The organism is Bartonella sp. AA97HXZ, assembly GCF_042196985.1.
Lineage (GTDB): Bacteria > Pseudomonadota > Alphaproteobacteria > Rhizobiales > Rhizobiaceae > Bartonella.
Window position 1 is genome coordinate 218,343 of sequence record NZ_JBHIRC010000002.1, and the last position, 22,547, is coordinate 240,889.

21 protein-coding genes are annotated in these 22,547 nt (G+C 35.1%); 8 read left to right on the plus strand and 13 right to left on the minus strand.

What is annotated here, in order from left to right:
- Nucleotides 1-223: 223 nt before the first annotated feature.
- Both ACFINE_RS02255 and ACFINE_RS02260 read left to right on the plus strand, forming a co-directional pair.
- Entirely contained in the window at nucleotides 224-997 is a 774-nt protein-coding gene (locus tag ACFINE_RS02255; RefSeq protein ID WP_375611347.1) for a Bax inhibitor-1/YccA family protein, read from the plus strand.
- Between the two features lie 112 nt (nucleotides 998-1,109).
- The gene (locus ACFINE_RS02260) at nucleotides 1,110-1,973 is read left to right on the plus strand and encodes an endonuclease/exonuclease/phosphatase family protein (RefSeq protein ID WP_375620887.1); all 864 of its coding nucleotides are present in this window, start codon (nucleotides 1,110-1,112) and stop codon (nucleotides 1,971-1,973) included.
- A gap of 5 nt (nucleotides 1,974-1,978) precedes the next feature.
- On the opposite strand, the gene polA is transcribed toward ACFINE_RS02260, so the two are convergent.
- The 6 genes from polA to ACFINE_RS02290 all read right to left on the minus strand — a co-directional run bounded on the left by polA (nucleotide 1,979) and on the right by ACFINE_RS02290 (nucleotide 8,801).
- Complete coding sequence (polA, locus tag ACFINE_RS02265) at nucleotides 1,979-4,906, minus strand: DNA polymerase I (RefSeq protein ID WP_375620888.1); 2,928 nt, start codon at nucleotides 4,904-4,906, stop codon at nucleotides 1,979-1,981.
- Between the two features lie 301 nt (nucleotides 4,907-5,207).
- On the minus strand, nucleotides 5,208-5,915 hold the full coding sequence (dnaQ, locus tag ACFINE_RS02270; protein WP_375620889.1) for a DNA polymerase III subunit epsilon: 708 nt from the start codon (nucleotides 5,913-5,915) through the stop codon (nucleotides 5,208-5,210).
- Nucleotides 5,908-6,507 (minus strand): dephospho-CoA kinase, encoded by a 600-nt coding sequence (gene coaE / locus ACFINE_RS02275; RefSeq protein ID WP_375620890.1) that lies wholly within the window; start codon nucleotides 6,505-6,507, stop codon nucleotides 5,908-5,910. The genes dnaQ and coaE overlap by 8 nt, the downstream gene beginning before the upstream one ends.
- Nucleotides 6,504-7,376, minus strand: a complete 873-nt coding sequence (locus ACFINE_RS02280; protein WP_375620891.1) for a shikimate dehydrogenase — start codon at nucleotides 7,374-7,376, stop codon at nucleotides 6,504-6,506. The genes coaE and ACFINE_RS02280 overlap by 4 nt, the downstream gene beginning before the upstream one ends.
- Complete coding sequence (locus tag ACFINE_RS02285; RefSeq protein WP_375620892.1) at nucleotides 7,369-7,965, minus strand: Maf family nucleotide pyrophosphatase; 597 nt, start codon at nucleotides 7,963-7,965, stop codon at nucleotides 7,369-7,371. The genes ACFINE_RS02280 and ACFINE_RS02285 overlap by 8 nt, the downstream gene beginning before the upstream one ends.
- Nucleotides 7,962-8,801: a pyruvate, water dikinase regulatory protein gene (locus tag ACFINE_RS02290; protein WP_375620893.1), complete on the minus strand. Its 840-nt coding sequence runs from the start codon at nucleotides 8,799-8,801 to the stop codon at nucleotides 7,962-7,964. The genes ACFINE_RS02285 and ACFINE_RS02290 overlap by 4 nt, the downstream gene beginning before the upstream one ends.
- 551 nt (nucleotides 8,802-9,352) lie before the next feature.
- On the opposite strand from ACFINE_RS02290, the gene rho reads away from it, so the two are divergent.
- The 6 genes from rho (at nucleotide 9,353) to ACFINE_RS02320 (ending at nucleotide 16,321) form a co-directional block, all read left to right on the plus strand.
- Nucleotides 9,353-10,618 carry a transcription termination factor Rho gene (gene rho, locus ACFINE_RS02295; RefSeq protein ID WP_015857121.1) on the plus strand — a complete coding sequence of 422 codons (1,266 nt, stop codon included), beginning with the start codon at nucleotides 9,353-9,355 and terminating at the stop codon, nucleotides 10,616-10,618.
- 31 nt (nucleotides 10,619-10,649) lie between these two features.
- On the plus strand, nucleotides 10,650-11,957 hold the full coding sequence (gene mnmE / locus ACFINE_RS02300) for a tRNA uridine-5-carboxymethylaminomethyl(34) synthesis GTPase MnmE (protein WP_375620894.1): 1,308 nt from the start codon (nucleotides 10,650-10,652) through the stop codon (nucleotides 11,955-11,957).
- A 106-nt stretch (nucleotides 11,958-12,063) separates the two neighbouring features.
- On the plus strand, nucleotides 12,064-13,932 hold the full coding sequence (gene mnmG, locus ACFINE_RS02305; RefSeq protein ID WP_375620895.1) for a tRNA uridine-5-carboxymethylaminomethyl(34) synthesis enzyme MnmG: 1,869 nt from the start codon (nucleotides 12,064-12,066) through the stop codon (nucleotides 13,930-13,932).
- Nucleotides 13,932-14,579 carry a 16S rRNA (guanine(527)-N(7))-methyltransferase RsmG gene (rsmG, locus tag ACFINE_RS02310; protein ID WP_375611339.1) on the plus strand — a complete coding sequence of 216 codons (648 nt, stop codon included), beginning with the start codon at nucleotides 13,932-13,934 and terminating at the stop codon, nucleotides 14,577-14,579. The genes mnmG and rsmG overlap by 1 nt, the downstream gene beginning before the upstream one ends.
- Nucleotides 14,580-14,585: 6 nt before the next feature.
- Nucleotides 14,586-15,383 (plus strand): ParA family protein, encoded by a 798-nt coding sequence (locus tag ACFINE_RS02315; RefSeq protein ID WP_273790170.1) that lies wholly within the window; start codon nucleotides 14,586-14,588, stop codon nucleotides 15,381-15,383.
- A 41-nt stretch (nucleotides 15,384-15,424) separates the two neighbouring features.
- Nucleotides 15,425-16,321: a ParB/RepB/Spo0J family partition protein gene (locus ACFINE_RS02320; RefSeq protein ID WP_375620896.1), complete on the plus strand. Its 897-nt coding sequence runs from the start codon at nucleotides 15,425-15,427 to the stop codon at nucleotides 16,319-16,321.
- A 23-nt stretch (nucleotides 16,322-16,344) separates the two neighbouring features.
- Here the strand turns inward: ACFINE_RS02320 and ACFINE_RS02325 are convergent, their stop codons facing one another.
- The 7 genes from ACFINE_RS02325 to dapF all read right to left on the minus strand — a co-directional run bounded on the left by ACFINE_RS02325 (nucleotide 16,345) and on the right by dapF (nucleotide 22,418).
- Nucleotides 16,345-16,812, minus strand: coding sequence for a hypothetical protein (locus ACFINE_RS02325; RefSeq protein WP_375620897.1), 468 nt, complete (start codon nucleotides 16,810-16,812; stop codon nucleotides 16,345-16,347).
- 196 nt (nucleotides 16,813-17,008) lie between these two features.
- Nucleotides 17,009-17,506, minus strand: coding sequence for a hypothetical protein (locus ACFINE_RS02330; RefSeq protein ID WP_375620898.1), 498 nt, complete (start codon nucleotides 17,504-17,506; stop codon nucleotides 17,009-17,011).
- Nucleotides 17,507-17,508: 2 nt separating this feature from the next.
- Nucleotides 17,509-18,270, minus strand: a complete 762-nt coding sequence (gene gloB / locus ACFINE_RS02335; protein ID WP_375620899.1) for a hydroxyacylglutathione hydrolase — start codon at nucleotides 18,268-18,270, stop codon at nucleotides 17,509-17,511.
- Nucleotides 18,271-18,332: 62 nt separating this feature from the next.
- On the minus strand, nucleotides 18,333-19,019 hold the full coding sequence (locus ACFINE_RS02340) for a septation protein A (RefSeq protein WP_375620900.1): 687 nt from the start codon (nucleotides 19,017-19,019) through the stop codon (nucleotides 18,333-18,335).
- Nucleotides 19,016-20,269, minus strand: a complete 1,254-nt coding sequence (ftsY, locus tag ACFINE_RS02345; RefSeq protein WP_375620901.1) for a signal recognition particle-docking protein FtsY — start codon at nucleotides 20,267-20,269, stop codon at nucleotides 19,016-19,018. The genes ACFINE_RS02340 and ftsY overlap by 4 nt, the downstream gene beginning before the upstream one ends.
- 14 nt (nucleotides 20,270-20,283) lie before the next feature.
- Complete coding sequence (gene mtaB / locus ACFINE_RS02350) at nucleotides 20,284-21,567, minus strand: tRNA (N(6)-L-threonylcarbamoyladenosine(37)-C(2))-methylthiotransferase MtaB (protein WP_375620902.1); 1,284 nt, start codon at nucleotides 21,565-21,567, stop codon at nucleotides 20,284-20,286.
- On the minus strand, nucleotides 21,567-22,418 hold the full coding sequence (dapF, locus tag ACFINE_RS02355) for a diaminopimelate epimerase (RefSeq protein ID WP_375620903.1): 852 nt from the start codon (nucleotides 22,416-22,418) through the stop codon (nucleotides 21,567-21,569). Before dapF ends, mtaB begins: the two co-directional genes overlap by 1 nt.
- Nucleotides 22,419-22,547: the final 129 nt, after the last annotated feature.

Genomic DNA, 22,547 nt, shown 5'->3' on the forward strand with positions numbered 1-22,547 from the left:
AACTATTTCCTTACCAATTTGTAAGGTTCCTTCTTCATATAAATCTCTTGTAATTTTTAAATAAATCTCCATAATAAGAGCATATATGCTGGAATTCTGTCAGTGATTCTTAAGGGTTTTTGTATTTGCCCAATTAAGGCTTATACCAAGCTTATCTGTGTAATGACAGAGACACCTTTAAAGCCCTATATCTGACAGAACATATGCTAAAGGATTTTATATTATGGCTAATTTTAAAGATTTACGTTCGGCACCTGCTTCTCATGCCGATGCATCAATTGATCAGGGATTACGCGACTATATGTTGGGTGTCTACAATGCAATGGCCATTGGTTTGCTTATTACAGCTGCTGCCGCTTATGCAATTGTATCATTAGCAACGACAACAGATATGAGCCAAGCAGCAGCTCAAATCAATAGCAGTGTTTATCTAACACCATTTGGAGTAACATTTTATACATCGCCATTCTCTTATATTGTTATGTTTGCACCACTCATAGCAGTCTTATTTCTCAGTTTTAAAATTAATACATTGAGCACAAATGCTGCTCGTAGTCTCTTTTTTGGTTATGCTGCTCTGGTTGGTCTTTCACTGTCTTCAATCGTTTTGCGCTATACGACAGAAAGTGTTGTGCAAACCTTTGTCATTTCCGCCGCAACTTTTGGAGCTCTTTCACTTTATGGATACACAACAAAGCGTGATCTCACAGCAATCGGTTCATTCTTATTCATTGGATTGATCGGCTTGTTGCTTTCCATGATTGTGAACATTTTTCTTGGATCAAGCGCTTTGCAGTTTGCTATCTCTGTGATTGGTGTTTTTATCTTTGCTGGTTTAACAGCCTACGATACCCAGAGCATTAAGTTGATGTATTATGAAGGAGATGAAAGCGATACCAGAGGACGTAAAGTTATTATGGGCGCACTGAATCTTTATCTTGATTTCATCAATATGTTTGTCTTCTTGCTACAGTTTCTTGGCTCAAATCGTGATTGATTGCAAAAATCATTACTTAATTAAAGAACCTTGTTTCTAAAAGAAACAAGGTTCTTTTGTTTTTAGTGTAAATCTTTACCTTCTGCTTCTTAGAAACTATTCTTTTCGCAAAATGACAAAAATCCCTTATAAGCAAAAATTCCCTTGGTTTACCGGTTTTATCCAACAAAAACTCCATAGCTCCTTTTTAAATACAATTCACAGCCGCTCTCATCATCAATCAAACATCGTCAATCAAAATAGTAATTATGATCTGACCGTTGCTTCCTATAATGTGCATAAATGTGTAGGTGTTGATAAAGTTTTTAATCCTACAAGAATTGTCCGTGTTATTACTGAATTACAAGTTGATATCCTTGCTCTTCAAGAAGCAGATAAACGTTTTGGGGAACGCATCGGTTTGATTAATCTTCAGCTATTAAAAGCTGAAACCGGTTTGATTCCTGTACCTCTTAATACTATGTCACCTCATGGCCATGGTTGGCATGGGAATGCTCTTTTTTTGCGAAAGGGATATGTACGTGATACTTTACAAGTCACTCTTCCTAGTATTGAACCACGTGGGGCTGTAATTGTAGAGTTGGAAATGGCAGCAGGACCTATTCGTATTATTGCGGCTCATTTTGGCTTATTACGTTACTCTCGTAAACAACAAACAAAAATGCTCCTTGAAATTTTCCAAAAACGCCCCCTTATGCCTACACTCCTCATAGGAGATTTTAATGAATGGCGAATGGGAAAAGGCTCATCTTTAAATCATTTTTTTCCCTATTTTGATAGCACTTTTGAAGTTGTACCAAGCTTTCCCTCTCGTTTTCCTTTGTTAGCCCTTGATAGAGTTTTTTCTTTTCCCCACCAATTGGTAACAAGTATTGAAAATCATTATTCACCACTTGCACGCATTGCTTCAGATCATTTGCCTATCAAAGCCTATCTTAATCTTTCCAACGCAATCAATATTCTTAAAAATAAATAAAAAAATTAATGTGCCTCATCCCAATTTTGAGCCGTCATAACTTTTACTTCAAGCGGGACAGATAAAGATAGAACCGGTATTGTAGCATTTTCCATAACATTTTTAACAACAGTCATGGTTTTTTTACTTTCTTCTTCTGGTACTTCAAAAATCAGTTCATCATGAACTTGCAGCAACATTTTTGCTGATAGTTTTTCTGCTTTTAAAGCATCTTCCATATGTATCATAGCGCGGCGAATAATATCGGCTGCAGAACCTTGAATTGGAGCATTGATAGCTGCCCGCTCATTAAGAGAACGAATTTTTACATTCTTTGCTTTTATTTCTGGATAATGGATACGACGTCCAAAAATTGTTTCTACATAACCATTTTCACGTGCAAAGATTTTGGTCTTCTCCATATAATCTTTAATTCCTGGAAATCTTTCAAAATACAGTTGAATATAACGACCCGCTTCTTGGCGTGAAATTCCCAACTGATTGGCTAATCCAAAAGCTGAAATACCATAAATAATACCAAAATTAATCGCTTTTGCACGCCGTCGTATATCTGAATGCATTCCTTCTATCGCAACACCAAACATTTGTGATGCCGTTATAGCGTGAATATCATGCCCTTTAGCAAAAGCTTCTTTTAATGCTTTTATATCCGCAATATGTGCAAGAATGCGCAACTCAATCTGACTATAATCAGCAGAAAGTAACACATGTCCTTTGGGAGCAATAAAAGCTGTTCGAATTTTACGTCCTTCAGCAGTTCGCACTGGAATATTTTGCAAATTTGGCTCTGATGATGATAACCGACCTGTTGATGTTATTGCCAAAGAATAATTCGTGTGAACTCGCCCTGTTTTTGAAAAAATATAAGAAGGCAAGGCATCTGTATAGGTAGATTTTAGCTTTGAAAGTTGACGCCACTCAATAATTTTACGCGGTAAAATATGACCTTCAGCAGCCAACTCTTCTAAGGTCTGTGCAGAAGTTGACCATTGTCCACCCTTTGTTTTAGCGCCTCCAGGCAATCCCATTTTGCCAAAAAGGATATCCCCTAATTGCTTTGGCGAAGCAAGATTAAACTTTTCATCAGCTTGTTTGTAAATTTCCTCTTCTAGAATCAAAGCAGCTTGTGCCAACTCTCCTGAAAGACGCAATAAAATCTGCCTATCAATAAGAATCCCCCGTTCTTCCATTCTTGCAAGAACTTCTACAAGAGGTCGATCAAGACGCTCATAAATTTTTGTCATTCCACGAGCAACAAGTTGTGGTTTCAATACTTGCCAAAGACGTAGCTTTATATCAGCATCTTCCGCCGCATAAAGGGTTGCTTGTTTTAAATCTACTTGTGCAAAAGAAGTAATTTTTTTCCCGTTATGCGTTAAATCTTTATAGGCAATTGGTTTATGCTTAAGCCAACGTTCAGACAAATCATCCATATTATGGGTTAACATTCCAGCATCAAAAGCATATGATAAAAGCATGGTGTCGTCAAAAGAGCTTATCATAATGTCGTATTGCTTCATCACCAACCAATCATATTTTATATTATGACCAATTTTTAACACCGCTGAATCTTCTAATATCGGTTTTAAAAGTGCTAAAGCTTTTCGAGCCCCAATCTGTGAAGCAATGCGCCCGCCCCTCAAAAGGTCCTCTTCTCCTTCATCAAAATGTTCAAGAGGTATATAAGCTGCTTTTTCCGGCTGTAATGCGAGTGAAAAACCAACAAGCTTTGCTTGCATCGGATCAAGAGATGTTGTTTTAGTATCAAAAGCGAAAAAACCCCGCTCTTGTGCTTGTGATAACCAGTCTTTTAAAATTTCCTCATCAAGAATTGTTGTATAAGCATCTCTTGTAATTTTTTGAGTCAGCGCTTGATCTTTACGTTCTTGTGCAAAAACTTGTGGAGAATTTTCAGAAAAATTATGAAGGGATGCGCGCTCAGTATTCTTGATATCAGAATCATGCCTGATATCAGAATCATTCCTGGGGCTTAGTTTTTCCCATTCAACATCTATATCAAGTGCGTCAATAACAGCTGCATCGCATGTTGTTGCCTCTGCCACGCGACGCGTTAATGTTGAAAACTCCATTGCTTTCAAAAAAGCAATTAAACGTGGACCATCTTGTGGCTCCAAAATAAAATCATCTAAATCATTATCTATAGGAACATCTGTTTTAAGCCTGACAAGTTCACGAGATATTTTAACTTGTTCTTTATAAGCTTGAATGTTTTCACGTCGTTTTGTTTGTTTAATTTCTGTTACGTTTTGCAATAAAAGATCAAGAGAACCAAATTCATTTAACAACTGAGCTGCAGTTTTTGGACCAATGCCTGGAATACCCGGTACATTATCCGTTGAATCTCCAATTAATGCTTGTAAATCAATCATTTTTTCAGGCGCAACACCCCATTTTTCTATAACTTCTGAGATACCTATATGCTTATCTTTCATTCCATCATACAAAGATACATGCGTATTTACGAGTTGCATAAGATCCTTATCAGAAGAAATAATGGTTGTTTTTACCCCAACCTTTGTTGCCAACTTTGCATAGGTAGCAATTAAATCATCCGCTTCAAAGCCTTCCTTTTCAATACAAGGCAAATTAAAAGCCTTCGTTGCTTGGCGTATTAGCGCGAATTGAGGAATTAGATCTTCAGGAGGTTCAACGCGATTCGCTTTATATTCAGGATAAATTTGTTTCCGAAAAGTATCAGATGAATAATCAAAAATAACAGCAAAATGTGTTGGAACAACACCCGTAGCTGTATTACGAGCATCACAAAGTAATTTCCATAACATATTGCAAAAACCAGCTACTGCTCCTACAGGAAGTCCATCCTTTTTACGTTTTAAAGGCGGCAAAGCATAATAAGCACGAAAAATATAGCCTGATCCGTCAACCAAAAAAAGACGATCTGTTGCTTTCATGACAATTTTTTCTCCATTTCAGCTAAAAAAAACAAATTACCCTTATATATTTTTTCACTTTGCCTCTAAAAAGCCATTTTTTCTCTTCATAAGACGTGAAGTCGTTGCACTTTATATTAAGTACCTAGAGCTTTTCTTTGCTGTTACAGGATTAATAGCTTTCATTTTGCTCCTCCTATGATAGCTGAGGTACGATGTAGCGACAGGGTCGTTGTGGTGTTCCCCTCCCCACAACGACCGTTTTTTTTTGACATCGATATTTTTTAATTTCAATCGTGACTCTTTTAGATAAAAAATGATGTTATTCATGAATTTTGAAATTTTTCCACAGAGCTTTTTCACCCATTTTGTAGATAAAATCAGCGTGTAACTTTTTTTCTTGCGTACTCAATCTTGAAAGTAAAGCCTGTGGGCGAATTTTAACGGCATAAGATGTATCTTTATCGTTTTGGATATGTTCATCAACATCCCTTCTGTTATCAAAACCCAATACACCTTGCTTTCCACCGATGAGCTCAATATAAACATCGGCTAGAATCTCTGCATCAAGCAAAGCACCATGAAGAACACGATGGCTGTTATCAATTCCAAAACGTTTGCATAAAATATCAAGAGAATTAGGACCCATAGGAAATTTACGCCGCGCCATAGCCAATGTATCAATAATATTATCAACACTGATAAGCGGTTTGTTGACGCGTTTTAATTCTGCATTAATAAAACCAATATCAAAACTCGCATTATGCGCAATCATTGTCACGTCTTTGATAAATTCCAAAAATTCATCAACAATATCACTAAAACTTTTCTCGTTTTTCAAGCGTTCATTGGTTAATCCGTGAATTGCTACAACTTCATCAGGAATAATAACGCCTTCAGGGTTTAAATAAACATGAAATTGGCGTCCTGTGAGATAACGATCAACCATTTCTACACAACCAATTTCGATTATGCGATCTTTCTCTTTATCTAAACCTGTTGTTTCTGTATCAAAAATAATTTCACGCATAATTTAAATTCTTTAGCAATTTTTTTATCACATCAAAAACCTGTTGACGTGTATTCTCTAAATCTTTCCCTGTATCAATAATAAAATCAGCACGTTCTCGTTTTTTTTCATCTGGCATTTGTTGAGCGTTGATAAAGGCAAATTTTTTCTCATTCATACCTTGGCGAATCATTACACGTTCTTTTTGTACTTCTGGTGGAGCAGAAACAACAATAACGCTATCCACACGACTTTCACCATTTTTTTCAAACAGAAGTGGAATATCAAGAATAACTAATTTTTTCCCTTGTTCACGCGCTATATCAATAAATTCCCTTTCTTTTTCTTGCACCAAAGGATGAATTATTTTTTCTAATGTTTGTAATTTTTCCTTATCATCAATCAAAATTTCAGAAAGTTTTAAACGGTTAACTTCTCCGTTTTCAACCACACCAGGAAAAATACGCTCTATGAATGACAAAGCTGGCTCACTTTTATAAAGCTGTTGTACTGCTTCATCAGCACTAAAAACAGAAATACCCGCTTGCTTGAAAAAATCAGCAACTGTTGATTTTCCCATAGCAATTGATCCCGTTAATCCTATGATCTTCATTCTCTTTTTTCACTCATATCCTCTAAAATAGCTGTCCGTAACGCTTTTGTTACCTGTGGTCTTATTCCGAACCACTGTTCAAACCCTATAACAGCCTGATGTAGAAGCATCCCAAGTCCATCAACCGTCTTGAGATCACAAGCCTTTGCCTGTTGTAAAAAAGGAGTTATCAATGGTGTATAAATAATATCTGTTACTAATGCCGTTTTTTTTGCTTTATGAAAATCGCAAAAAAAAGAATCACTTTTTTCTTCTGGACTTTTTATGCCAATAGAGGTTGTATTAACAATCAAATCAGCTTGATGAAGTATTTCATGGATTTTATGCCAATCGTAAACTTTAATGATTTTTCCAAAATGCTGAGCTAAATTATCAGCACGTTGTTTTGTACGGTTAATTAAATAAATCTGTTCAAATCCACGTTTTTTTAAGGCATATATGATAGCGCGTGCGGCACCACCTGCTCCAAAAACAAGAGCTGTTTCCCCTCCCCAATCAGATGCAAAATCATCAAGATTAGCGCTAAAACCATAGGCATCACTATTCGTGGCACAAAGCTTATCTCCTTCATACCAAAGTGTATTAACAGCACCAATCATTGTTGCTCTCTCATCTTTATAATCTGCTAAACGAAAAGCTTCCTGTTTATAAGGCAAAGTAACATTTCCTCCACAAAAGCCTATTTTTTGTAAAGACGCAATAAAATGACTGAATTCTTCAGATGTTACTTCTTGTGCAATATATTCTCCTTGTAAACCATATTGTTTAAGCCAAAAATTGTGAATTTTTGGCGATTTTGAATGATGAATTGGAGAACCAACAACAAAAGCACGCGGATAATTTGTTTTTTTTATTGTTAAGTCAACCATCAATAATTCCTAAGTGGCGCAGTTTTATGAGTAGAGGCAGCAAAGGTAAACCAACAATGGTAAAAAAATCTCCTTCAATTTTTTCAAAGAGATGAATTCCTTCTCCTTCAATTTGATATACTCCCACGCTGTTTAAAACATCTTTTCCTACGCGTGCTAAATAACGTTCAATAAATTCTGATGAGAGTAAACGGACGGACATATGTGCACTAAAAGCTTCAACCCAAATTTTTTGACCATTTTTAAATAAAGCTACCGCACTATGAAGAGAATGGATTTTTCCTGATAATTCACATAAACGTTGATGTGCTTCTTTAATATTTGTTGCTTTGTGAAAAACTTGACCTTCCAAATCAAGAACTTGATCACAACCAATAACGAAAGCATCAGGAAAACGATCTGAAACATTTTTTGCTTTTGCGCTCGCAAGAAAACAGCTGAGTTCTTTAGGTGTTTTTTCTTTTGCTTTTTTTTCTACTTCTCTTTCATCAAAAGAAGCTCCTTCAATGAAAAAATTTAAACCTGCTTTTTTTAATAATTTTGCACGATAAAAACTAAGAGATGCTAATATTAAAGTATCTGCGTTCATGAGAATTTTCTCTCATTTCCTTCACGAAATCGTGATAACAGTTCAAATATTGCAGCAGCAGTTTCTTCAATAGAACGTCTTGTGACATCAATAATAGGCCAACCAAAACGTTCGCAAATGCGTTTTGCATAGATTAATTCTTCAACTATGTTGATACGATTTGTATAATTATCAAGAGCAAAACTTTCTCCCAAATCTCGATTTTGGCGGATATGTGAGATTCTTTCAGCTGAAGCAATTAAACCAATAATTAAAGAATTTTTTGCCTCTAAAAGGGATTCTGGCAAATCAATATTAGGAATAAGAGGAATATTAGCCGTCTTTATTCCGCGATTTGCTAAATAGATACTTGTTGGCGTTTTAGAGGTTCTTGAAATTCCCACAAGGATCACATCTGCTTCGGATAAGCTACTGGAAGACTGTCCATCATCATGCTCTATTGTAAAATCCAGTGCCTCAATACGGCGAAAATAATCTGCATTAAGATCATGTTGTGCGCTCGCACGTAAATGTGTTGGCATTCCAAGGTAAGACTGAAAAGCATTTAAAACAGGATGCAATATATCAATACAGGGAACTTTTATTTTTTTACACCTTTTTTGAAGGAGAAGTTTAAATTCTTCATCAATCATTGTGTAAAGAACAATACCTGGCTCTTGTTGTATTTCATCAAGAGCTTTCTGTAACTGTATTCTATTACGAATCATAGGATAGATATGCTCTGTTGCCTGAATCATTGCATATTGCGATGCTACAGCTCTTCCAACAGAAATTAATGTTTCTCCTGTTGCATCAGAAAGCATGTGTAAATGAAAGAATTTTTTTTCTTTTGTCACAAAAATTTTAACTCCTTGTTAAGACATGTGTATATATCCTCGCCGTTTTTTATAAAACTAAAATTTATGAAAAATTCTCCTTTTTTATGCACAAATTAAATGCTTGTGATAATTTAATCCCTCTTATAAAAAAGAGGGGATAATATCTTTAAGATAGTGATATTTTTATTCTTTTTTCAGTTCCTTTTGTGGATAAAATTGAGGATAAATAATAATCCACACTAAACACAGTTATAAATAAGAATAATCCTTTCTTTAATATAAATTTATTAATATAAATTTCTGTAAAAAATACTTTTGAATAGCATTTCATTAATGCTATAATACTAACTCACATTTTTGTTATTAAAATAATTAAATACTATTTGGATTTTATATTTTTTCAAGTTTTTCATATAATTACTTAATATTACAGGAACAAATTTCATATAAATGGTACTTGCAGATTAAAAAAATTGAGTGTAGGATATTTTTTCTTAGTAATATTTCACTCATAAATTTCCATAAATTATTTAGAACAATCTTCTCCTTAATTACAAAGAGCATATTTCATGCAAAAAATGAAACTACAAGAACTTAAAAGCAAAAATCCCGTTGAGCTTGTTTCTTTTGCTGAAACATTAGAAGTTGAAAATGCCTCCCTTATGCGCAAACAAGAATTAATGTTTGCTATCTTGAAAAAACTTGCTCTACAAGACGTTGAAATTATAGGAGAAGGTGTTGTTGAAGTTTTACAAGACGGATTTGGATTTTTGAGATCTGCTGATGCTAATTATCTTCCTGGTCCTGATGATATTTATCTTTCACCTGCACAAATACAGTCGTTTTCTTTAAAAACAGGCGATACAATTGAAGGCCCCATACGCAGTCCAAAAGAGGGAGAACGTTATTTTGCTCTCCTTAAAATTAATACAATTAATTTCGAAAAACCTGAAAAGATTCGTTATAAAATCCACTTTGATAATCTTACTCCTCTTTATTCAAATGAACGTTTCCAAATGGAAATACAAGATCCTACAGAGAAAGATATGTCATCACGTGTGATTGATTTGATATCTCCATTGGGAAAAGGACAAAGAGGGTTAATTGTAGCTCCTCCTCGGACGGGAAAAACAGTTTTACTTCAAAATATTGCTCATTCTATTACCACTAATCATCCTGAATGTTATCTCATTGTTCTTTTAATTGATGAACGACCAGAAGAAGTTACTGATATGCAGCGTTCAGTAAAAGGAGAAGTGGTTTCTTCTACTTTTGATGAACCTGCAATACGTCACGTACAAGTGGCAGAAATGGTTATTGAAAAAGCCAAACGTCTCGTTGAATATGGGCGTGATGTTGTTATTCTTCTCGATTCTATTACACGTCTTGGGCGTGCATATAATACAGTTGTTCCTTCTTCGGGTAAAGTTTTAACAGGTGGTGTGGATGCAAATGCCCTCCAGCGTCCAAAGCGTTTTTTTGGTGCAGCACGTAATATTGAAGAAGGCGGATCTTTAACCATTATTGCAACGGCTTTGATTGATACAGGAAGTCGTATGGATGAGGTTATTTTTGAAGAATTTAAAGGAACAGGTAATTCGGAAATTGTTCTTGATCGAAAAGTTGCTGATAAACGTATTTTCCCTGCTATGGATATTTTAAAGTCAGGAACGCGTAAGGAAGAACTTCTGGTAGAACGACAAGATTTACACAAAATTTTTGTTCTTCGTCGTATTTTAGCATCTATGAATGTAACAGATGCAATTGAATTTTTGATTGATAAATTAAAGCAAACAAAAAACAATAGTGAATTTTTTGATTCAATGAATACGTAGAGTCATTAAAGTTTTTATTAGGATAAAACCTGTGGATACAATCTTTGCTGTTTCGAGTGGATTGTTACCTTCAGGGGTTGCAGTCATTCGGCTTTCTGGTCCTCATGTTGTGGATATAGTTAAAACGCTTTGTGGTCGTTTACCTAAAGCACGTTTTATGCATTATGGAAATCTTACTGCTCGTGATGGTAGTTTTTTAGATTCTGGTTTAACTGTTTTTTTTCCTGCTCCTCATAGTTTTACGGGGGAAGATTGTGCAGAATTCCATTTACATGGAGGAAAAGCAGTCGTTAATCGTTTTCTCGATGAATTGTCGACATTTTCTGGATGCCGTATTGCAGAAGCAGGTGAATTTTCACGTCGTGCTTTTATGGAAGGAAAATTAGATCTTGTTCAAGCAGAAGGTCTTGCTGATTTAATAGAAGCAGAAACGGAAAGCCAACGGCGTTTAGCTGTTATGGGTACAAGTGGACATTTAACGACGCTTTATCGTGATTGGCGTCATAAGCTTATGAAGGCGCGTGCTTTTATTGAGGCAGAACTTGATTTTGTTGATGAAGCAGATATTCCCAACGCAATATCTGATAAAGTTTGGAAAGATGTTGAGGATCTTTGTACTTCTATTCGGGAATATATTACTGAAGGAGAACGTGCAAGTATTTTACGTGATGGATTAAAAATTGTTATTGCTGGTGCTCCAAATTCTGGAAAATCAAGCATTATGAATCGTCTTTCAGGAAGATCTGTTGCTATTGTAACGGAAGAAGCAGGAACAACCCGTGATGCTTTAGAAATGAGAATTATTCTTGGTGGTTTACCTATTTTTTTAACCGATACTGCTGGTTTTAGAAAAACAGAAAATAAAATAGAACAGATGGGAATAGAAATTGCTAAACAGCATGTTAGGGAAGCTGATTTGGTTATTTTGGTTTATGATATAGGAAATCCTAAGCAAGTTGATTTACCAGAAACATCGGCTGAAATATGGTGTGTTGGCAATAAACTTGATCTTTATGAAAAAAATGATCAGCGTTGGTCTATACAATTTTCCGCATTAACTGGTTTAAATTTTGATTATTTTATAAAAGAACTTGAATTATTTTGTCATCATCGTGCTTCTGAAATTGGAAATATTGTTCCAGCACGTAAAAGGCAACTTCAATTATTAAAGCAGGCTGTTAAAGAGATTGAATTTTCTCTTAATTATCATTCTCTTGATCTCAGTTTACGTGCAGAACATCTCCGTTGTGCAAGTGATTTTCTTGGGAAAATTACAGGAGATATTGATGTTGAAGATTTGCTTGATATTATTTTTTCAGAATTTTGTGTTGGTAAATAATGATTCACGTGAAACATTGATTATTTCATAGACAGATTATAAAGATTATGTAATTTATATACTGTTTCACGTGAAACCTTAGAATATTTTCTACGGAATGAATTAAATGCAATCATATGATGTTGTTATTGTTGGTGGTGGTCATGCTGGCTGTGAAGCGGCTTCAGCTTCAGCACGTGTAGGAGCCAAAACAGCGCTTGTTACATATAAAATATCAGCACTGGGAACAATGTCGTGTAATCCTGCTATTGGTGGACTTGGAAAAGGGCATCTAGTTCGTGAAATAGATGCGTTAGATGGTCTTATGGGAAGAGCAGCGGATGCTTCTGGAATTCAGTTTAGACTACTTAATAGACGTAAAGGACCGGCAGTAAGAGGACCACGGACACAGGCAGATAGACAACTTTATAAAAAAGCAATTCAAAAATTATTAAAAGAACAAGAAAATCTTACTCTTATTGAGGATGAAGTTATTGATCTGGTTGTTAAAGATAATTGTGTATCAGGTGTTATTTTAAAAAAAAAAGGAACAATTTTTTCTGGTGCTGTTGTTTTAACAACAGGTACGTTTTTAAATGGCTTTATTCATATTGGTAATAAAACATGGGCTGCTGGTCGTATGGGAGATCAGTCAAGTGTAAAACTTGCTGAACATTTGAAAAAATATCATATAAAACTTGGACGATTAAAAACAGGAACCCCTGCTCGTTTGAGTAAAAAAACAATTGCTTGGGAAGCTCTCCAAAAACAACAAGCAGATGAAAATCCCATACCCTTTTCTCTTTTAACAGAGAAAATTGAACAACCACAAATTGAATGTGCAATAACACGTACAAATGAGAAAACACATCAAATTATTCGCGAGAATATTTATCGCTCTGCTTTATATTCTGGAAATATTGAAGGGTTAGGACCACGTTATTGTCCTTCTGTTGAAGATAAAATTGTGAAATTTGGAGAACGTGATGGGCATCAGATCTTTCTGGAACCAGAAGGATTAAATGATGATACTGTTTATCCAAATGGTCTTTCTACTTCTCTTCCTGAAAATGTACAAATTTCTCTATTGAAAACCATTGAAGGATTGGAAAATGCTATAGTTTTGCAACCTGGTTATGCTATTGAATATGATTTTGTTAATCCACAACAATTAACGAGAAGCTTAGAATTACGCTCTTTACTAGGTTTATTTTTAGCAGGCCAAATTAATGGTACAACAGGATATGAGGAAGCAGCAGCACAAGGACTTTTAGCTGGATTAAATGCTGCACGTAAAGTAGGTAAATTAGATGAAATACTTATAAGTCGTTCTACTGCTTATATTGGTGTTATGATTGATGATTTGGTTTCACGTGGTGTTTGTGAACCTTATAGGATGTTTACATCACGTGCTGAATTTCGTTTATCTTTACGATCTGATAATGCTGATACGCGTTTAACACCTTTGGCACAAAAATGGGGTATTGTAAGTAAAATACGTTGGGAATGTTATCAGAAAAAACAACAACGGCTTGATCAAGCACGATCAATATGTCAAAATCTTTTTTTAACACCCAATGAAGCTTCTGCTCATGGATTACATGTTAATCATGATGGAATTCGGCGTTCGGCTTATGATTTTCTTGCTTATCCTCATATGACCTTAGAGCGTCTTTCAGATTTTTGGCCACAATTAAAAACAATTGATTCTAAAACAGCAGAATCTTTAGAAATTGAGGCACAATATGCGGTTTATTTAGATAAACAAGCACAAGATATTGCCTCTCTTCAGAGAGATGAGCGTTTAGAAATTCCTTCTTCTCTCGATGTTCAGGCAATTTCAGGTCTTTCAAATGAACTTAAATCAAAAATTCAAGAAGTGTCGCCGCGTTCAATTGCTGATGCACAAAAAATTGATGGCATGACACCCGCCGCGTTATCGCTTATTATTACACATATTCAACGTCAACGACGTGAAAAGGCTAAAACAGCTTAATGAATTTTTCTACAGAAAAAAAATATCAACAATTATTAAATATTGTTCCTTCTGTTTCACGTGAAACGATGGAAAATTTAATTCAGTTTGAGTCTTTAATACTTCAGTGGAATGCACATATTAATTTGATATCTGCTACAACTATACCAGATCTATGGACACGACATATTCTAGATTCAGCACAAATTTTTCCTTTGTATGCTCATTCTTTACATTGGTGTGATTTAGGATCAGGAGGAGGTTTTCCTGCAATTGTGATTGCTATCTTTTTGAAAGAAAAAAAAGCAGGACATATTAATCTTGTTGAAAGTAATGGGAAAAAAGTTGCTTTTTTGCGAACAGTTATTGCTCAACTTAATCTTCCAGCAACGGTTTATCACGCTAGAATTGAAGATATATATCAAAAAATTCCCATATCTGATATTATAACAGCACGGGGATTAGCGCCGCTTGATACTCTTTTACAACTCATTTTTCCTTTATTAACAGAAAAAACAATAGCTCTTTTGCAAAAAGGTCGGGATTACGCTACAGAAATAAAAAATGCCTCTGCCAATTGGCACTTTGATCTGTTAAAACATAAAAGTAAAGTTGATGAAAATTCTGTTATTTTGGAAATTTCTCATATTCGATCATATAGAGGGTAGAGCAAAATGAGCGAAACACGAATTATCGCTATTGCAAACCAAAAGGGTGGAGTCGGAAAAACAACCACAGCAATTAATCTTGCTACAGCTTTAGCGGCTATTGGTGAAAATGTCCTTATTATGGATGTTGATCCACAAGGTAATGCTAGTACAGGTTTAGGGATTGATCGTAATAGCCGTCCTTTATCTTCTTATGATGTTTTGGTTTCGGGCGTTTCAATTACACAGGCGGCTTTAAAAACAGCCGTACCCAATCTTTATATAGTTCCTTCTACACTTGATCTCTTAGGTGTGGAAATGGAAATTTCTTCATCAAAAGATCGCATACAACGCTTACGTAAAGCTCTCTATGATGATCCGGAAATGGAAAAAAAATTCAATTATATTTTAATTGATTGTCCTCCCTCCCTTAATCTTTTAACACTTAATGCTATGGGGGCTGCGGATTCTGTTTTAGTGCCTATGCAGTGTGAATTTTTAGCACTTGAAGGTTTAAGTCAATTACTTGAAACAGTAAAACAAGTGCGATCCGTACTTAATCCATCTTTAGAGATCCAAGGTATTGTTTTAACAATGTATGATGGACGTAATAACCTTTCAAATCAAGTTGTTGAAGATGTACGCTCTTTTATGGGAGATAAAGTTTATCGTACTGTTATTCCACGAAATGTAAGAGTATCAGAAGCGCCTTCTTTTGGCAAACCTGTATTGCTTTATGATCTTAAATGTGCTGGGAGCCAAGCTTATTTGCGTCTAGCATCAGAAATGATTCAACGTGAAAAACAAGCACGTGCTGCTGCTTAAAAATGTAAAATTTTTTGTAAGAAAACTCAAAGAGCAAAATTATGAACGATGATCTATCAAAAAAAAGACTAGGACGTGGATTAGCGGCATTGATTGGAGATATCAATTTAAACAACAATATTGCACGTTCATCAAGCTTTGATAAATTAAATGAATCCGGTAGTCTTTCTGAGCGATTTATTTCTATTGAATCTATTTCATGTAATCCTCACAATCCTCGGCGTCATTTTACTGAAACAGAGCTTGATAATTTGACACAATCAATTCGTCAACACGGTGTGGTTCAACCGGTTATTGTGAGGCCTTTAAGAGATCATCCTCATCAGTTTGAATTGATTGCGGGTGAACGGCGCTGGCGTGCAGCACAACGTGCAAATTTAAGTCAATTACCCGTTATTATTCGTGATGTGGACGATAAAACGGCTTTGGAATTGGCAATTATTGAAAATGTTCAACGTGCAGATCTTAATCCTATCGAAGAAGCAAAGGGATATGAGATGCTTCTAAATGAACATGATTATACGCAAGTAGATTTAGCGCAAGTTATAGGAAAAAGTCGTAGTCATGTTGCAAATACGCTTCGTTTGTTAAAACTTCCAGAAAAAGTACAACAATTCTTAACTGATGGACAACTTTCTGCAGGTCATGCACGTTGTCTTATAACCGTTGATGATCCACAAAATTTAGCTGAGAAAATTATTCGTGAAGGGCTTTCAGTACGTCAAACAGAAATACTTGCATATGAGCAAGCTAATCCTAAAACTAAAAAGCGTACCAATACGGAGAAAGATGCTGAAACAAAATCTTTAGAAAAATTACTTGCAGATGTAATAGGAATGAAAGTTATTATTCGACATGGTAAAAAAGGTGGAGATTTAAAAATACATTACTCTTCATTAGAACAATTAGATGAAATTTGTCGGCGTTTACAAAGTTAATCAATTGTTCTAAAAAGATTTTTTTAACAGTTATCTTTTAAAATTTTTATTATTCTATACATATGCTCTTTAGCAAATTCTATATTTCTTGCAGGTAAAGAGTTTTTTTCATAAGTAGAATTTTCTTCATCAGTAAGTACATACAATGTCGCTTGAAGTGCTAGGTGAGCAACAACAAAATCTTTCGGTGTTATATTATTTTCTTTTAAAATATTTACAAGTTTTGGATTATTAAAAATATAGGAAGCGTATTTTTCAATATTATCATCATAAGTACTGAGATCACTTTTTGTATTTGTTTGTTCTGGTTCTGAAGATAAATTTCTACATTCTGCTTTGATTTTTTCCAGCTTTAAAAGAAGATCTTCTGTTAAGGGATAATTTGCAATGAAAGGCGGTATAAAAGAAGGATCATCTATTTCTTGTTTTTTTTCTTGAGCGTATGCTACAAAAGGAAAAATGAAGAAAAAACACAATAGAAGTTTAAACATGACGAAAAATTATCCTTTCTTTTTTGAATTTCAATAAATATTTTTCCGTTTGTTATTCTTTATTTTTATAAAAACATTTGTTAAATATAGTCGAAATAAACACAATTATTAGGAATGATAAAAACACGGTGATTTTTTAATGCACGTACTTTTTTATTAGATTAATGGGATGATATTTTTAATGTGTCATAGCTGATTAGTTGCTCAAAATGAGTTTTTCACAGCTATCTAAAAGAATTGTCGCTTTAAAAAAATGTTTTTTAACAAATTCAAGATTGTTTAGAAATATAGTATTTTTCTCAGTAGAATATTCCTTTTCAGGTACAAATATGAGAAGCGTTGATATTTCTTTAAGAGCTAAGGTTCCTGAAGCAAAATCTTTCGGTGTTATATTATTTTCTTTTAAAATATTTACAAGTTTTGGTTTACTAGAAATATAGGTAGTGTAATTTTCAATACTAGAGTGGATACTAGAATCATAAGTTATAAGATTATTTTTTGTTTCTGGAAGTAAGTTTTTACATTCTTTTTCAATTTTTTCCAGCTTTAAAAGAAAATCTTCTGTTAAGGGATAATTTGCAATGAGAGATGATATAAGAGAAGAATTATCTGTTTCCTTTTCCTCTGCCCTTGTTAGTTGAATATGTATCACGAAAAGAAAAAGGAGGAACAAACGTAATACGAACTTAAGCATGGTTAAAAATTATCCTTTCTTCTTCGAATTTCAGCAAAGACTTCTTCATCTGTTTCTTCTTCCATTACAAGGTTTCTTCGCAATACACTATCATCCCAGCGGAGAAAGGGATTGGTGGCTTTTTCTTGCCCTAAGGTTACTGGTAAAGTCATAGCGTTTTTTGCACGTAGCAAAAAAACTTCCTCTATTCTTTGGTGGAGTTTTTTATTATGTGGGTCAATTGTTAGTGCGAAAAGAGCGTTATTTTTTGTATATTCGTGTCCACAATAGAGAAGTGTTTCATCAGGAAGTTTACGAAGTTTTTTTAAAGAATTCAGCATTTGTGCTGGTGTTCCTTCAAAAAGACGTCCACAGCCCAATGAAAAAAGTGTATCTCCAGCAAAGAGTAAATTCTTTTCAGGAAAATAGTAAGATAATGCGCCTAGAGTATGACCAGGTGTTGAAAGAGCTAAAAGAAGGTGTGAGCCAAAAGAAAAACTTTCATCAGGTTGAAGTGTTTTATCAAGATGATCAATCTTTTCTTTTTCTGCTTCTGGTCCGATAACCGTAGTGTTGTAAACTTGTTTTAATTCTGATAGGGCTTCTACATGGTCGTGATGATGATGAGTTACAAAAATAGTGTTAAGTGTCCAATTGTGGCGCTTTAAGGCGTTGTGAATCGCTTTGCCTTCAGGAGCATCTATTGCAGCTGTCATACCACTTTTTTCATCATGAAGGAGTACACCGAAATTGTCTTCTCGACAAATAAACTGTTCAATCAACATATTTTTTCTCCCGAACAGTGTTTGGCGATGAATCTATAAAATAATCGGTAGTGATGATTTTTTTAAGAATCAGATTTGTCCTCTTCTGTAAAAAGTCCTTTTGAATGTTTTATAATTATAGGCATTTGGGTAAGCATGAAAAGGACTGTTATAGGCATGACGCCAAATACTTTGAAACTTGTCCAGAAATTATCGCTAAAATTACGCCAAATTATTTCATTCAAAATGGCAAGAAAAATGAAAAAAAACGCCCAACGATAGGTAAGTTTTTGCCAACCTAAATCATCAAGTTTTAAGGTAGAATCAAGAGCATAACGTAAAAGTGGTTTTTTAAAAAACATCCCTCCAAAAAGTATAAAAGCAAATAAGCTATTAATGATTGTTGGTTTCATTTTTATGAAAGTTTCATTATGAAGCCAGAGAGTTAGAAAGCCAAAAACTAAAACAAATATTCCTGAAATAAGAGGCATAATAGGAATTTGTCTTGCAAGGATCCATGATAAGCTTAGGGAAATAATAATAGCCACCATAAAAATAGCTGTTGCAGGGAAAATAGGCTTACTAAAATTTTGAAAAAATCCAATGTTTTTTATCAGCCATTCTCCCTTATAATTGGCAAAAAAGAAGGCAACCAATGGACCCATTTCCAAAAGAAACTTAAGTGTTGGTGAGAGAGAAATTTTTTTATTGTTATTCATCTTTTTTTCAGAATTATTGTGTAAATTAAGATTAGATAAAGGCTGTTTCATGCGTGTTTTCCTGCAATAGTTTCGGCAAAGTCAGAAGCAGAAAAGGGTTGAAGGTCTTCAATATCTTCTCCTATACCGATAAAATAAACGGGTAATTTATATTTTGCTGCGATAGCGACAAGAATTCCTCCTCGTGCAGTCCCATCTAGCTTTGTCATAACTAAACCATTAACACCAGCAATATCACGGAAAATGTCCACTTGGTTGAGTGCATTTTGTCCGGTTGTTGCATCAAGAGTTTGAAGGATTGTGTGGGGTGCTTGGGGGGTGTGTTTTTTTAAAACACGAATAATTTTTGCCAACTCATCCATTAATTCAGATTTATTTTGTAAACGCCCTGCTGTATCAATAATTAATACATCACTGTTTGTTTTTTTTGCTTTTTCATAAGCATCAAATGCTAAGCTGGCGGCATCTGCACCCAATTTTGTCGAAATAACAGGAGAATTGGTACGTTCACCCCAAATGTGTAGTTGCTCAATAGCAGCGGCTCGGAAAGTATCACCTGCTGCCAGCATAACTTTTAATCCCCCTTCTGTTAATTTGGCTGAAAGTTTTCCAATAGTTGTCGTTTTTCCAGTGCCATTTACACCTACCAGCAAAATAACATGAGGTTTATGGCTGAGATCAAGTTCTAATGGTATTGCAACAGGTTCCAGAACTTTTTTGACCTCATCAGCTACAATAGTATGAATATCATCTGGGGAGAGGTTTTTTCCGTAACGACTGGAAGCTAAAGTATTTGTGATGCGTGTTGCCGTCTCTACACCTATGTCAGCTTGGATAAGAATATCTTCGAGCTCTTGCAATGTATCTTCATCAAGTTTTCTTTTAACAAAGAGATCGGCAATTGATCCGCTTAGGCGTTGTGAAGAAAGGGATAGGCCTTTTTTAAGGCGCCCAAACCACGCTGTTTTTTTTTGTTCAACAGAAGGTTCAGATAAAATTTCTTCATTCTTTTTTTCACGGATGTTGTCTGTGACAATAATTTTACCAGAAAAGGGAATTTTATCAGAATGGGATTCTAGAAATGGAGATTTTTCATCATATTTTGTAAGTATTGACTCTGGATTTTTTGTTTGTTCTTCTTTTTCTGTGTTTATAGAGATTTGATTATTTTTTGTCTTTTCATTTTTGTCTTTATTTTCTTCTATTATATCGCTTTTATCAGGAATAGAAATCTGTTGTTCAATTTCTTGCTCTTGAGATTTGTTAAAAGAGAATATTTTTTTTATAAAAGATTTAGTCATAAGAATTCTCCTGCTCAAGCAGCGTTTAATTTTGGAGGGACAGCAATCAATTTATCGCCATCATGATCAACGATAAGGGCTTGAACAATTGTTCCTGCTTTTGCACCTTTAACTTGTACAAGAGTATAATCTTCTGTTCGTCCGATTTCATCTTTTTCAACGAGAATTGTTTGTAGACTGTTTTGTAAATGAGCAAGATGCTTTTTGTAAGCCATATCACCTGCTTTACGCAATTTTTCAGCACGCAGCTTAATTATTTTACGGTTGATTTGTGGCATACGTGCGGCAGGTGTTCCTTCTCTTGGACTAAAGGGGAAGACATGGAGATGGGTTAAATTACAATCTTTGATTAAGGCAAGACTATTTTGAAACATCTCTTCTGTTTCTGTAGGAAAACCAGCAATTAAGTCGGCACCATAAACCATTGTAGAACGTTTGGCACGCAATTCTTGGCAAAATTGAATGGCATGTTCGCGCAGATGACGCCGTTTCATCCGTTTTAAAATCATATTATCACCTGCTTGCAAAGATAAATGCAAATGGGGCATGATTCTTGTTTCATAAGCTAAAAGATTTATGAGTTCTTCGTCTGCTTCAATAGAGTCAATAGATGAGAGGCGTAATCGGGCTAAGTCAGGGACATGATGCAAAATAGCTGAAGTTAATTTTCCTAGAGTAGCTTTTCCAGGAAGATCGTGGCCATAACTTGTAAGGTCAACACCTGTAAGGACCACTTCTTGGATACCCCCACCTATCAGCTTTTTAATTTGTTCTATGACAGCACCCATGGGAACTGAACGAGATGGTCCTCGTCCATAAGGAATAATGCAAAATGTACAGCGGTGATCGCATCCGTTTTGTACCTGTACAAAAGCGCGGGTGCGCTCTTGCATTGCACTGACCATATGTGGAGCAATTTTTTGTACTTCCATAATGTCATTGATATGCACCTTTTCAGAATGATTAATACCAAAATCAGGAAGTTGACGATAAGAATGAGCGTGAAGTTTATCTTCGTTTCCTAAAACAAGATCTACTTCTGTCATTGAGGCAAAATTTTGTGCTTCTGTTTGGGCTGCACACCCTGTTACAATGATATGCGCATGAGGATTTTCACGCCTTGCTTTGCGGATAGCTTGTTTTGCTTGTCGTACGGCTTCGGCAGTGACAGCACAGGTATTAAAGATAATAGCACCATCTTTAAGTTGATCTAGCCCTGAAGAAGTACTTTCTTTGCGAATGATTTCCGATTCGTAGCTATTAAGTCGACAACCAAAAGTTACAATTTCTATTGCCATCAGGAGTGATCCTTTTTGTAGCACCCTGTTAAAGGGCTTAAAAAACCACTAAAGTGATATTTAATTGGTCCTGTCATGATAATATGATCGTCTTCTCGGTAAAAAATATTAAGTGTTCCCTTTGGTAAATTTACATCAACATGGCGCTCTGTAAGTCCACGACGATAAGCAGCCACTGCACTTGCACAAGCAGCACTCCCACATGCTTGTGTTAATCCTGCCCCTCGCTCCCATGTACGTAAATTTAGACTTTTCTTTGACGTTATGCAAGCAATGGAAATATTGCACCGTTCGGGAAACAGGGGATCATGTTCAAGTTTTGGCCCATATTTTTCTAATGGAATATGTTGAATATCATTTTCAACAAAAAAGATAGCATGGAGATTGCCAATGGATATGAGACAAGCGTCTTTTAGGGGACCAGCCATAATTTCTACGTGATTGGTATCAACTATTTCACGTGAAACAGGCATCTCTTTTGCATTGAAATTTGGGCATCCCATATCAACAGAAATGAGATTATCGGTTTGGTATTTTCCTTCAATAATTCCAGCGGGAGTTTCTAAATGAAATTTTTCACCAAAATTGTGATCTTTAAGCCATGCGATGACACAGCGGGTACCATTGCCACAAGCTTTAGCTATTGATCCGTCGGCATTCCATATTTCTATGCGGAAGTCGGTTTTTTTCTGAGTTGGTGTGTGGATAGCCATGATTTGATCAAAATGCATTTCAGGATCTGCCGACAAAGCAAGGATTGCTTGTGGTGTAAGAGCGTATGTGCTTTCACGCATATCAACAACAATAATTTGATTTCCAAGACCGTCCATTTTGCTAAATGGCGTTTTCATGAAACTTCTCTATTTCTAATGTTACTTGTAAAAAGATATATGGCTGAAAATATTATAAATTTCTAGTGTTTAATAAATATAAAATTGGGTACATAAATTATTTCTTTTAAAATAAGTGATTTTAACCTG